At 40.7% G+C, this 11,921-nt stretch carries 9 protein-coding genes; 1 reads left to right on the forward strand and 8 read right to left on the reverse strand.

Annotated features, from left to right (window positions below):
* Window positions 1-38: 38 nt before the first annotated feature.
* Both ilvM and ilvG read right to left on the reverse strand, forming a co-directional pair.
* The gene (gene ilvM, locus PSH48_RS10790; RefSeq protein WP_004589295.1) at window positions 39-281 is read right to left on the reverse strand and encodes an acetolactate synthase 2 small subunit; all 243 of its coding nucleotides are present in this window, start codon (window positions 279-281) and stop codon (window positions 39-41) included.
* On the reverse strand, window positions 278-1,927 hold the full coding sequence (ilvG, locus tag PSH48_RS10795; protein WP_064386301.1) for an acetolactate synthase 2 catalytic subunit: 1,650 nt from the start codon (window positions 1,925-1,927) through the stop codon (window positions 278-280). Before ilvG ends, ilvM begins: the two co-directional genes overlap by 4 nt.
* An 865-nt stretch (window positions 1,928-2,792) precedes the next feature.
* Between ilvG and PSH48_RS10800 the strand changes: the two genes are divergently transcribed.
* The gene (locus PSH48_RS10800) at window positions 2,793-3,671 is read left to right on the forward strand and encodes a TraB/GumN family protein (protein ID WP_029774306.1); all 879 of its coding nucleotides are present in this window, start codon (window positions 2,793-2,795) and stop codon (window positions 3,669-3,671) included.
* Between the two features lie 36 nt (window positions 3,672-3,707).
* On the opposite strand, the gene PSH48_RS10805 is transcribed toward PSH48_RS10800, so the two are convergent.
* The 6 genes from PSH48_RS10805 to PSH48_RS10830 form a co-directional block, all read right to left on the reverse strand.
* A complete protein-coding gene (locus tag PSH48_RS10805) occupies window positions 3,708-5,120 on the reverse strand; it encodes an ATP-binding cassette domain-containing protein (RefSeq protein WP_273611548.1) in 1,413 nt (470 codons plus the stop codon).
* Window positions 5,121-5,197: 77 nt separating this feature from the next.
* A complete protein-coding gene (locus PSH48_RS10810; protein WP_273611549.1) occupies window positions 5,198-6,922 on the reverse strand; it encodes a response regulator in 1,725 nt (574 codons plus the stop codon).
* A gap of 158 nt (window positions 6,923-7,080) precedes the next feature.
* Window positions 7,081-9,414 carry a fatty acid cis/trans isomerase gene (locus PSH48_RS10815; protein WP_273611550.1) on the reverse strand — a complete coding sequence of 778 codons (2,334 nt, stop codon included), beginning with the start codon at window positions 9,412-9,414 and terminating at the stop codon, window positions 7,081-7,083.
* Window positions 9,411-9,776 (reverse strand): hypothetical protein, encoded by a 366-nt coding sequence (locus PSH48_RS10820; protein WP_029774302.1) that lies wholly within the window; start codon window positions 9,774-9,776, stop codon window positions 9,411-9,413. The genes PSH48_RS10815 and PSH48_RS10820 overlap by 4 nt, the downstream gene beginning before the upstream one ends.
* 120 nt (window positions 9,777-9,896) lie before the next feature.
* On the reverse strand, window positions 9,897-10,694 hold the full coding sequence (locus PSH48_RS10825; RefSeq protein ID WP_273611551.1) for a VOC family protein: 798 nt from the start codon (window positions 10,692-10,694) through the stop codon (window positions 9,897-9,899).
* Window positions 10,695-11,088: 394 nt separating this feature from the next.
* The coding region (locus PSH48_RS10830; RefSeq protein ID WP_273610263.1) for an elongation factor Tu at window positions 11,089-11,921 on the reverse strand (833 nt) is incomplete at its 5' end.

Here is an 11,921-nt window from a genome sequence, read left to right on the forward strand (position 1 = left end):
GTTATATTCAGTAACGCGTAAATGTGTTTCGTTAGCAGTTACACTGCTTGTTGCTGTAAATTTTCTAAGCTGATTTCTTTAACGTCTACCAACTTATTTAGCTGGCTGGTTAATAGATGAATAGGCTTATCGCTATCGACCGTCATTGCTATCGTATATTGAGCTTCATCGGTATTAAGCTGAAAATGCGTAAGGTCAAAACCACGGTGACGCACAACACGTAAAAAGCGCTCCACCGCAATACTTTGGTTTTTCAATGCAATAGTTAAGCTGTGTTTCATTGTGCTTTCTCCGTAATCATTTCGTCATTTGCAGCCCCTGGTGGTACAAGCGGCCATACGTTTTCTTTATCATCTATACAGGCATGTAAAATATACGGCCCTTCGCTGTTTACCAGTGCAGTGATTGCATCGTCTACTTCGCTGGCTTTAGTAATAGTTTGCCCAGGAATACCAAATACTGCCGCTAACTGAACAAAATCAGGGTTATCTGAAAGATTGGTTTCAGAGTAACGCCCTTCAAAAAACAGTTCCTGCCATTGACGAACCATACCTAAGCGTTGGTTATCTAATATTAGTATTTTTACTGGTAAATTGTTACGACGTATAGTGGCAAGCTCTTGAATGTTCATCATGATTGAGCCATCACCCGACACCGTTATTACAAAATCGTCTGGGCGTGCTACTTGTGCGCCAATAGCCGCCGGTAAACCAAAGCCCATAGTGCCTGCGCCACCACTACTTAAGTGATTACTTGGGTGGTTAAATTTCATATGTTGCGCCACCCACATTTGGTGCTGGCCTACATCGCAGCACACTACGCCTGTTTTTGGCATACGCTGGCTTAACTGGTTCAATAAATACGGAGCAAATACTTTTTCGCCTGGGTAGTCATAACGCCACGCGTGTTTTTCGCTCATGAGCTTATTTGTATCGCACCATGCTTTAGGTGTTACAACACACTCAAGTGCGGGTAATGAGGTTTTTAGATCAGCAATTAAGGACGCTTTAGCAGGTTTGCGTTTACCTACTTCGGCCGCGTCAATATCTAAGTGAATTACTTTTGCTTTGGCTGCAAATTTAGCTAAGTTGCCCGTTACGCGGTCATCAAAGCGCGCGCCTATACATACAAGTACATCACACTCTTGTACTGCTATGTTAGCCGCTTGTGTGCCGTGCATGCCTAGCATTCCTAAGTAGTGCTCGTAATCTGGTAACACACTGCCTAGCGCTTTTAAAGTTGATACCGCTGGCATTTGTGTTTTGTTTAAAAACTGCATTAACTCATTTTGCGCATCGGCGGCTTGTACGCCACCACCTACATACGCTACTGGCTGCTTTGCTTCAGTTAATAACTGGTTTGCAATGGCTACTTGGTTTAAATCAAGTTGTGGTAAATATTCATCAGCAGCTAACCAAGGTTTAAAAGGCACTTGCGCCATTTGAATATCTTTTGGAATATCTACAAGCACTGGGCCTGGGCGACCACTTTGAGCTAAGTGCATGGCTTCTTGTAATATTTCAGCTAAATCTTCTGGGCGCTCTACCATGTAGCTATGTTTAGTACACGACAGTGACATACCTAGTACATCGACTTCTTGAAATGCATCTGAGCCAATAGCGGCAGTCGGTACTTGGCCTGTAATTGCTAATAATGGCACTGAGTCCATCATTGCATCGGCAAGTGCTGTTATTAAGTTAGTAGCGCCGGGGCCTGAGGTAGCAAAACAAACGCCTAATTTGCCTGTGCTGCGAGCATAACCCACTGCGGCAAAACCAGCACCTTGCTCATGGCGAGTAAGGTAATGCTTTACAGGCGCGCCATACAGCGCATCGTAAATGGGCATAATAGCTCCGCCAGGGTAGCCAAATACTTCATTTACGCCGTGCTTGGCTAATAAATCGATTGTTAGTTCTGCGCCTGTCATTAATTAATCCTCATTCCTCAGTGACAACCCAATTACATACTTACTTAAAAACTTATAGCTAATACCAATCCGCAATAATACTTAATTATTTTTAGGGGGCTAAAAGTGTCGCTATCTGCGTTAAAAAATTCTCATTTAGAACAACTAAATAGCGAATTTTTTGCCTAGCTATCAATACGTTTATCTATCCTCAAAATAGATCACTTAATTAAGCGAATTGGTATAAAATTTTTAAAACTTTGTGCTTAAAACTAAAAAGCCCTCCGAACGGTTAGGTGCGGAGGGCTTTTTAATGCTTAAGTTTATAGCACTACGAAGCCCTCGCGGGAATAATCACCACGATAATAATCAGGACTAGGTTAAGTGCATTTGTAAGCATGTAATTAATACCAAAATGTGTTCATTTGTTACGAAGTAATACTCTTCGCTCTGTATATGTATTTGTACCGCGCTGAGGCGAGTAAGTCAACACCAAACTTAATTCAACAAAAGAGCAAAAAGCGACTTTAAACGGATTTTAAATTCACAAAAAAAGGCTTAAATGAAAAATCTATACCTTAATTTGCATCAAGTAAATTCACTAGTCCCATAATAGCCATATAGGGCTTGATTAATTTTTGATACATTGTAGTACAAATAACAGCGCAGCACGGTAAATAACTTAAAACTTTGCTAATTAAGCAGGTTTACTCCGCAAGCCCTATTACGCACCACTCAATTACATTCACCCTATTCAAATAAAGTGCCCTAGTGCAACTAAACTCATAAGCGCATTTAAAAGTGTTTAATATAACCAAATAGGTTTATTAAAGCGCTTTAATTTAAGCTAGTATTTAGGCAACTCAATTAGATTTAAGGACAAACCATGCAAGCCCTCACTCGAATTAGTCAGTTTTTTATACTGGCACTTTTTATAGCAACTAGTTTTAATAGTGTCGCAGCACCGGCATTATTTAAAGTAGAAAAAAACGGTACTAGCTCTTACTTGTTTGGCACGGTTCACGTAGGCGACGCCAGCATGAAAGGCTTACCAGAAAAAGTAACTAAGGCTATAGATCAAAGCGAGCAAGTTGTTGTTGAAGTAGATATTAGTAAACTCACGCCTTTGCAAATGCAGCAGCGTTCAATGCCCTTTATGATGCTTAAAGATGGCAAAACATTACAAACAGAACTCTCAAAACAAAACTACAATAAGCTTAAAGACTACTTTGCTAAAAAATCGATTGATATAGCTATGTTTAATGGCCTCAAACCTTGGGCTGTAATGGTAACCATGATGCAGATTGAATTTCAAAATGCAGGGTTTTCTGACCAAACAGGCATAGACAAGCAAGTACTTGCTTACGCTAAAAAGCAAAATATCACGATTGGAGAGTTAGAAACGCTAGAGCAGCAACTGCAAATGTTTGATGGCATGGCTTTGCTCAGTAATGAAATGATTGAAGAAACGTTTGAACAGCTTGCCGATATTAATACTTATTTTATTAAGTTAGTAAACGCCTGGAAAAATGGTGATATGGATACGCTGACTGAATACTACAACATGAGTTTTGACGATAGTAACTACGGTGAAATAAGCGAGCAGGTTATGCTAGTTAATCGTAATAATAAATGGGTGGAGCAATTAGTGCCTCGCTTAACTAACGAAAAGCTATTTATTGCTGTAGGCGCGCTGCACTTACCGGAGCAGCATGGTTTAATTAAACAGTTAACTGATGCAGGCTTTACCATTACTCGCCTATAACGTGGCGTTAAAGGTTGGGCATATTCAGCCCAGCCTTTAATTAAAACCTTCCATTTTTAAATAATGCTCAATCCCTTTAATTTTGTCTGCCGCATGGTGATTTACATAAATAACGGTGCTGGTATTTGCGGCACAAATTTTCTCTATTAAAATTAGTACTCGGTGTCTATTTGCTTCATCAAGCCCTAAGCAAGGTTCATCTAAAATAAGTAACGTGGGGTGTTTTACCATAGCACGCACTATTAATAGCATGCGCTGATCGCCGTATGAAAGTTGCGTAAATGAGCTATTTTGTTTATCGCCTAACCCAATCAACGCTAACCATTGCTTAGCTGTATTTACCTGTGACTCTGTTGGCTTTTGATATAAACCAATGCTGTCGTAAAATCCAGAAATAACCGTATTCAATGCCGATATACTTACTCGATAATCCATATGCAGTGCATTTGATATATAGCCAATATGTTGTTTTATATCCCAAATACTTTCACCACTTCCGCGTTTAAAACCAAATACCTGAATATCATTGCTGTAGCATTGAGGGTTATCGCCAGTGATTAAATTTAATAAGCAGGTTTTACCTGAGCCATTTTTACCACTAAGTTGCCAGTGTTGATGTTTATTAATTTGCCAATTGAGATTTTTAAATACATCAACCCCAGCGTAGCTCACCTTTGCATTACTAAGCTTAATCAATGTATCGGCGGTATACTCTGCACGGCCTTGGGAGTCATCCGGTTGAGGTATTTCTAAAGCGGTATGGGTTAAATGCAGTAGTTTAAGCAAGTCAGCACGCTGCTCTGCGTTTGGATTATTAAGTACATGCTGCAACTGCCCCTGATTTACATAAGCGTAATGAGTAATAAACGGCGGGATTTCATCAAGCCTATTTAACACAAACACAAAGTTAATTGTTGAGCTAAGTGTTTCTAATAAAGTGTTTAGCACCTCACACGAATGTTTATCTAAGCCATCATATGGCTCATCTAGTACCACTAAATCAGCATGACTACTTAGCGCATTTATAAGTAGGAGTTTACGGGTTTCGCCGGTAGAGAGATCTCTAAAATGCCTGTCTAAAAGGGCGCTGTAATTAAAGGCATCTATTAGTTTTGTACGTAACTCATGGTTGTAGCTACTATTTTGAGGGAAGATAAAATCTTTTACTAAGCTGTAATGTTCATGCTCAATTTCGTTTTTGATTAACTGCTTTTGCACATCAGATGACACAAGCTGCGTGCTATTAAAGGTACTTTTAAAAGTACCACTTTGCTGCTTAGCTTCACCCGTTAATGCGGCGCTCAATGCCGATTTACCTGCGCCATTAGCGCCTAGTAATAGCCAGTGCTCACCAGCATTCACTTGCCAACTTAAGTCATTAATTGTGAAACGGCTTTTACCTTGCCCTTTTAAATAACCACTAAATTGTTCAAATACAATACTTTGCACAATACTGCCTTCACCATAAGCTAAATAAACAACTTAACGTATAGTAAATTGCTTTAGCAAGCGTATTTAATTGCGTATTAATTTATTTCATTAGCTATGCATACATTTACCAATGCATCAGCCACTGCCTGCTTACTTATGGGCTTATGAATATGCTCACTCGCGCCATATTCATAAATTAAGTCCATGTCTTCGGCTGAGGTATTTGCTGTAACAACGATTATCGGCATGGTTTTATTTAGCTCTTTGCGTATTTTTTTAGTCGCTTCAAAGCCATCCATGACCGGCATGTTTAAATCCATAAACACCACATCATAGTCAGCCTTACCTACCTTTTCGCAGGCTTCTAGGCCATTTACAACGCATTCATAGTCCACACCTAACGTTGCCAAAATACGTGTGAGTAACAAGGTGTTTAATTCGTTGTCTTCAACCACAAGGCAAAAAAGCTTTTTTTCGACTTCTCTTTCTGTTTGCTGGTTAGTAATTTCAATCGGCAAGTTAAGCGTAACATGAGCGCCACTCGCTGCGTTGTTTTTAAATGAAAGCGAACCATGCAGCGCTTTAACAACATACTGCGCCCGTGTTAATCCCGTTCTTAGGCCTTGAAAGTGGTTAGTTTGTTTAAATGAGTCAAACTCTAGTTCTGTTATTTCGCTAGAAAAACCACACCCACTATCATTAACGGTTAATTGTAATTGCGAGTTTTGCATGTTTGCAGCAACTTCAACCTCGCCCTTGTCGGTAAACTTTATTGCATTGCTAATTAGCTCGGTTAATACATGCTGTAAGCGCTGATGATCTAACTTACAAAAACAATTAAGAGACTCATCAAAATGAGTGATTAATGTTAGCCCTTTTTGCTGCGCTGCATACTCATACGCCAACACCACTTTGTTTATGGATTCTAAAAGGTTTTCGTTTTTAAGAATTGGCGCCCACTTTCCTGTGCTTAGTGCTTGTAGGTCTTGTAGCTCATCAAGCATAGATAGAAGTCTAAGGGCGCAGTAGCTTGCTTGCGTTTTAATATTTTGCTGCTCGGTATTGATGGTTAGCTCATCAATCGACGTAATTAATCCCTGTAACGGTGTTCTAAATTCGTGGCTTGCTCTGGCAATAAAGTGCTCTTTGTTTTGGCTCATTTGCGCTACAAAGTCCTTTTGTTTTTGAAGTGCTGTTAAGGTGCGTTCCACCTCTTTTTCCATCGGCATAAACACAAATCTTAGCTCAACGAGCAATAACACCATGGCGACTAACCAGCACAGCAATTCTAAATTAGACACGCGGTTAACTTTTTTCACTGCATGTTGCTCAAATAAAGTAACCGCGCGGTCAAGCTTAGCTAGCAGGTTTTCTACATGTGCTACGTTGAGCACCTGTGTGTCTACCTCGCCTCTTTGATACAGCAGCCAGCTAGCTTGAGCAATAAATTCATTCACTTCGCTATCTAGATTAGCTGGCTCAGAAAAGTATAACTTTACTAATTCTGGCGTTAAATAACGGTAACTACTACCTTGCTTGGTAAGTAATACCTCATGAGCTGTTTTAAATTGTGCGAGAGAGTGTTCGAGGGAATTGGTATGGGTAGCAACATCGATTCGTGATGAAAGAAGTGCATTGCTATGCCAAGCAATTTTTTGCGAGAGCATGCGCTGCTTACCTGCCATATTAATAATTTTAGCATCGTACTTTTGTACAGAAAAACCATACTGCAGCAATAATGCTGAGCCACTTATTAACAGAGCAATAGCAATAAGCGCCCATCGGTAACGCTGTCTTACATTAGCAATAATTTTAAACATACAAGGCCGCTTTTTTATTTTAAGTGTAGCCTATATATAGAAAACTCAACATCAGCTTTAGTAATTATATAAATAAAAAGCCCAGTAACATGACTGGGCTAAATGTATTAAGTGTGAGGCAAAAAGGGCAATACTTGCGACACTTTTGTAATTACCAGTTAGCGATTTTCTAATCGGTTGTAGTCAAACATACCAAATTCAACGCCGCGATACTCTTTAGCTACTTGGTGCATTATGTCGCTGTATTTCCAAAACTCTGGATGTGAGCGACGAATACCAAATTTTACTTTTAATGCAGCATAATCTGCTTCAATTTGCATCATAGGTAATAGCTGTGCAAATTCACCCACTTCATTTTGATCATTTAAGTACCAAATAGCCGCAGGGTAATCACCAATAAAGCCTGGCACTAGGGTGGCGGTATCTTCATCATAAGCGCGCTGCCCATCTTCATTTAATAAGCTGGAAATATTGTAATGCGCGTTGTGATGAATAAGCGTGTAAGCTTTATGTGAAGCATCGTCTTGCTTAACCAAAATATACGATAACTGCGGTAATAAATTTATAGCCTTAGCTGGCATATTGTTCAGTCCATTTAATGGCGTGGGTACTTTTGTGTAGTCGTAGTGCTCACTCAGTACTGGCGCTAAAGTTTGCTTAACTAACCCATACAGCTCGTGTTGTGGGTCATCCGTTTTATATTCAATACCGCTAGGTTGGCTAAACTCTCGGTTGTTTTTAAAAAACTTAGATAAGCTTGGCGGAGACTTTCTATACCAGCTTTTTTTAATTTGATGGCGCTTCGTTTCAGGTAATAAAGCCAAAAAGTTTTGCTCACCCTCTAAACGTAAAAAGTCCATGTATAGGCGGGTCACTAATTGGTGGCCGATATTTCCGTATACATCAAAGCCTGCAACAAGTAAGTAATGAATACGCTCAAATAGCGCATAATCTAATACCCACATAGTTTTAGGCTCTTGACCAATAAAGCCTTTCACTACCGTGGCACTATCAAAATGGCGAAATATTGTAAGCGCTGCATTTTTGTTATGCCCTTCACCTTTCCACAATAGGTCGGTTGTTAAATGCTCTCCGTTTTTAAACATCTCGTTAGCCAGTTCAACTTTGGCTTGTAAGTACTTTTTCTCACGCACTGAGTATTTAACCCAGCTAGAGATAGGCAATGCATTGCTTTCTTCTGCTGCAGGTAATTCAAGGGCTTCTTCGTGCTGAAGTAACATGTCTTCCACTGCTGGAGTCGCGACTTTTTCAGGGTCTGCAAAGGCAACCCAAAAATGATCGTTAATCACATTAAGTGCAATTTGGCCGCGGCATACAGGGCCCTTAATAAAGCCCATAATAATTAGCTCAGCTTCATCAAGCATAAATTGATACTTAGAATTAATAGGAATTACTTCAAACGTTTTAAAAGGATTAGATGCCGCCTCGCTCTTATAACTTGGCATTTTAGTAACCGTATAATCGGGAGCTATAAATTGCTCATAAATACGTGCAAGCTTTGCATCATCAAGCTTTAGCGGTAAATGTGTTTTTGATAAAACAGTTGAGCGGTCCTGTAGTAAACGGTAATACACACGGCTTACTTTAGGGTCATCGTATGGTCGGCGCGTATTAATTAGCTTAATTTCTTCGCCTGGCGGCGTACTTGAACGAACCAGTTTAAAAAAGCTCTGTGGTTTATCAGAACCAAAATAAATATGGGCTAAAAACCAATGCTCGTAAATATAACGTGCGGCTAATTGGTATTTTAAGCTGTCTTGATTTAAAAACGCTTCCCAGTTTTTAACGTTTGTTAGCTCGGCTTTGGTGGGCGGTTTAATATGCGCCATTTTTCCACCGTCTTTAAGCCACTTTTGTAAATGATAAAATTCCTGGCTAGACACGCCCGGTAAACCGTAAGGCATACCGCCGTGAGGCTGCTCTGCAGCTAAACGATCGAATTCTCCCATAGTGGCGCATGTTTGAGAACGGCTAAGTGAAAAGTCAAATTCATCATCAAGAATTTCATTCTCTGGTAAGGGTGCACTTTGCTTAAGCACTAATGAATTAAATAACACCCCACCGGCAAGGTTTGCTTCTGGGTTTTGGTCACGTTCGTTAAGTACCGGAGTAAAGCCCTTTTTACGCCATTGCTCAGTGCTGGTTGCATCAAATAATAACCGGCTTGGTGTAGTGGCTAATAGCCGTGTACCATCATAAACAAGCTCTTTGCTTAGCCCTCTATCTATCCCTTCAGGGGAAGAAAGCTTTAGCTGACATGGCGCATCATAACAGCCATGGCATACTACACAGCGTGTATCTAGCACAGGTTTTACTTCTTGCAAAAACTCGGCACCAGCACCTGTATCATGCGGCACTATACGCTGCTGCGTTTGTTCATCACCAAATAAGTCGTTGTAGTGAGCATTGCCTAAATAAGCACACCCGCTGAGGATAATAAGGACGAATGTACTGATCAGAATTTTTTTCATTCTTCATCCTCATCACCCAGGTCGAAGGTTGGCATCATATCCATTTGTGGAGAGACAAAAGTCTGGTTGTCGTGGGTATTTAACACCACACTTAACAGTGGGCCGTGGGTCAGCGTTATTTGTGCATCGTGCTCTTGGTTTAATAACGCATTAAATTCGCTGCTATGCGGCGCAAGCTCATACTCTTTTAAACTAATAGCGATACTGCTATCAGGTGCTGGGTTTTGGCATATCTGCGTCAGTAGCTCATCATCAAGAGCAAATGAAATGTCTAAATCGGGCTTTTCTACATCTCGCTCACTAAGCGACTCATTTAAAATAAATAACGGTAAGGTTAATTTACTATCTTGTTCAAATTCCATTGTGCTCTCTTGCTGACTGAGGGTGTAATTACCCGCCATTATAGCAAAAAAGCACATAATTACTGCGCCTAAATAACCACACTAAAGTCTAAAATTTAGCCCTAAGCGCTCTGTTAATGACTAAGCTTTAATATCATCCATTGCCGATTCAATAATAGAAAATACAGCCCCTTGAGGGTCGCAAATAACACTAAAACGCCCTACATCAGGAATATCTGTGGCAGGTACACATACTTGCCCTCCAAGAGTCGCCGCTTTTTCTACATAGCTATCGCAGTTATCCACGGCGAAGTAAATCATCCAATGGGGAGGTACGTCTTGTGGCCACTCATCAGTCATTTGTAGCATACCTGCTACGGGCTTACCTGCGACTAAAAACAAGGTGTAATCCATACCTTCCATAGGCTTTGTTTCACTTTTCCACCCCAGTAGTTCACAGTAAAAATGACGGCTTGTTTCACTATCGCGCGTTGCCATTTCATGCCAATAAGGCGTGTTGAGCTCACAAGGACGCTTACATCCTATATGCTCTTTACCTTGCCACAATGCCACCGTGGCACCCGCGGGGTCTTTAAGCATTAACATACGCCCTGCATCCATAACATTATGAGGGCCTGCTATAATTTGCGCACCGAGCTCTTGCGCCTTAATTGCACATGCATCAACATCATCTACGGCAATATAGGTAAGCCAGTAGCTAGGCGTAGAGGCCTCTTGCTCTTTAGGCATTTGATACATGGCAGCAATATCGTCACCTTGCTTTTGTAGCATAGTGTAATACTCATCATCGCCAATGGGCTGATCGTCATTTCCCCATTCAAACAACGAGGTATAAAAAGCTTTCCCGTCTTGCCAATTATGAGTACACAGTTCAGCCCAGCAAAATATACCTTGCGGATAGTTATTTTTATTATTCATCGCCCATTTCCTGTTGTAAATTTAAGCCATTTTTAGCTTAGGCTAATACCCTGTAAGTGTCGATAGTTATTCACTCAATAAACCCCCTTACACATCAGTGACCACTTCTACTCGGGCTTTGTAAAGCTAAGCCAAACAACATTATTTACATTAACGCCAAGCAGCTAAAAGTTGATAGCTAAAAACTAATCACTTTTCTTCAGGCAATAAAAAAGGCCACCGAAGTGACCTCTTTTTAGTATTAATTAGCTAGGCTAATTAATACTCATTGAACGTTGCTACATAGCACCTACGCCTAAAGGTAATAGCGCCACCTTCACATGACATAAATTTTAGGCAATAAAAAAGGCCACCGAAGTGACCTCTTTTTAGTATTAATTAGCTAGGCTAATTATTACTCTACGATAGTTGCTACAACACCAGCACCTACAGTACGGCCACCTTCACGGATAGCGAAACGAAGACCTTCGTCCATCGCGATTGGCGCGATTAGAGTTACTGTCATCTTAACGTTATCACCAGGCATTACCATTTCTACGCCTTCTGGTAACTGTACGTCACCTGTTACGTCAGTTGTACGGAAGTAGAACTGTGGACGGTAACCTTTGAAGAAAGGAGTATGACGACCACCTTCATCTTTAGAAAGTACGTATACTTCTGAAGTGAATGTAGTGTGTGGGTTGATTGAACCAGGCTTAGCTAGTACTTGACCACGTTCAACGTCTTCACGCTTAGTACCACGTAGAAGTGCACCAATGTTCTCACCAGCACGACCTTCGTCAAGAAGCTTACGGAACATTTCAACACCAGTACAAGTAGACTTAGTAGTCTCTTTGATACCAACGATTTCAACTTCGTCGTTCACGTTGATAATACCAGCTTCAACACGACCAGTTACTACTGTACCACGGCCTTGGATTGAGAAAACGTCTTCGATAGGCATGATGAATGGCTTATCGATGTCACGCTCTGGCTCTGGGATGTAAGAATCTAGTGCTTCTGCAAGCTCAACGATCTTGTCTTCCCACTGCTTTTCGCCTTCAAGTGCTTTAAGAGCAGAACCTTGAATTAGTGGTAAGTCATCACCTGGGAAGTCGTACTCAGAAAGAAGTTCACGAACTTCCATTTCTACTAGCTCAAGTAGCTCTTCGTCGTCAACCATGTCACATTTGTTCATGAATACAACGATGTAAGGTACGCCAACCTGACGAGAAAGTAGGATGTGCT

The organism is Pseudoalteromonas sp. Angola-4, from assembly GCF_028599265.1.
Lineage (GTDB): Bacteria > Pseudomonadota > Gammaproteobacteria > Enterobacterales > Alteromonadaceae > Pseudoalteromonas > Pseudoalteromonas atlantica.

Bases quoted from the DNA above. Each gene is read 5' to 3' on its own strand.
- ilvM (WP_004589295.1), bottom strand. From the start codon at position 281: ATGAAACACAGCTTAACTATTGCATTGAAAAACCAAAGTATTGCGGTG.
- ilvG (WP_064386301.1), bottom strand. From the start codon at position 1,927: ATGACAGGCGCAGAACTAACAATCGATTTATTAGCCAAGCACGGCGTA.
- PSH48_RS10800 (WP_029774306.1), top strand. From the start codon at position 2,793: ATGCAAGCCCTCACTCGAATTAGTCAGTTTTTTATACTGGCACTTTTT.
- PSH48_RS10810 (WP_273611549.1), bottom strand. From the start codon at position 6,922: ATGTTTAAAATTATTGCTAATGTAAGACAGCGTTACCGATGGGCGCTT.
- PSH48_RS10815 (WP_273611550.1), bottom strand. From the start codon at position 9,414: ATGAAAAAAATTCTGATCAGTACATTCGTCCTTATTATCCTCAGCGGG.
- PSH48_RS10820 (WP_029774302.1), bottom strand. From the start codon at position 9,776: ATGGAATTTGAACAAGATAGTAAATTAACCTTACCGTTATTTATTTTA.
- PSH48_RS10825 (WP_273611551.1), bottom strand. From the start codon at position 10,694: ATGAATAATAAAAATAACTATCCGCAAGGTATATTTTGCTGGGCTGAA.